1 protein-coding gene is annotated in these 650 nt (G+C 62.0%); it reads right to left on the bottom strand.

Annotation, left to right across the window (positions count from 1 at the left end; all coding sequences use genetic code 11):
- Positions 1-650, bottom strand: a 650-nt coding sequence (locus AU198_RS20925; protein ID WP_156431702.1) for a phosphopantetheine-binding protein, incomplete at both ends; no start/stop codon positions are given.

The following is a 650-nucleotide window of genomic DNA, read 5'->3' as shown; positions in this document are numbered from 1 at the left end:
GAACGAATATGTCACGCGGCCGACACACCAACCCCGCCGCCCGCGCCCGAGCCACCACCTGCATCGACGAAATACTGTCCCCACCCAAATCGAAGAACGAATCATCAACCCCGACCCGCTCCAAACCCAACACCTGCGCATAAATACCGGCCAACACCTGCTCAACCGCACTACCCGCAGCCCGATACCCCCCCCCGCCATACTCCGGCGCCGGCAACGCCCGAACATCGAGCTTGCCGTTCACCGTCACCGGAAACGCCTCAACCACCACCACCGCCGCCGGCACCATATAAACCGGCAACCGCTCAGCCAACACAGCACGCGCCCACACCACATCAACGGCCCCACCGAACAACTCAGTGACATAACCCACCAGCCGCCTATCACCAGGACGATCCTCACGCGCGATCACCACCGCCCGCTCAACACCATCCAACCCCCCCAAAACAGCCTGAATCTCCCCCAACTCAATCCGATAACCCCGAACCTTGACCTGCTCATCAACACGACCCAAATAATCCAACTGCCCATCAACACGCCACCGCACCAAATCCCCCGTGCGATACATCCTTTCGCCGGGGGCCTGCATCCCACCGAACGGACACGCCACAAACCGCGACGCCGTCAACCCCGCCCGACCCACATACCCA

Origin of the sequence: Mycobacterium sp. GA-1199 (assembly GCF_001500045.1) — a bacterium.
In the GTDB taxonomy this organism is placed as follows: Bacteria; Actinomycetota; Actinomycetes; order Mycobacteriales; family Mycobacteriaceae; genus Mycobacterium.
Note: the sequence above shows the minus strand (reverse complement) of the source record. Positions and strands in the feature narration are given on the sequence as shown.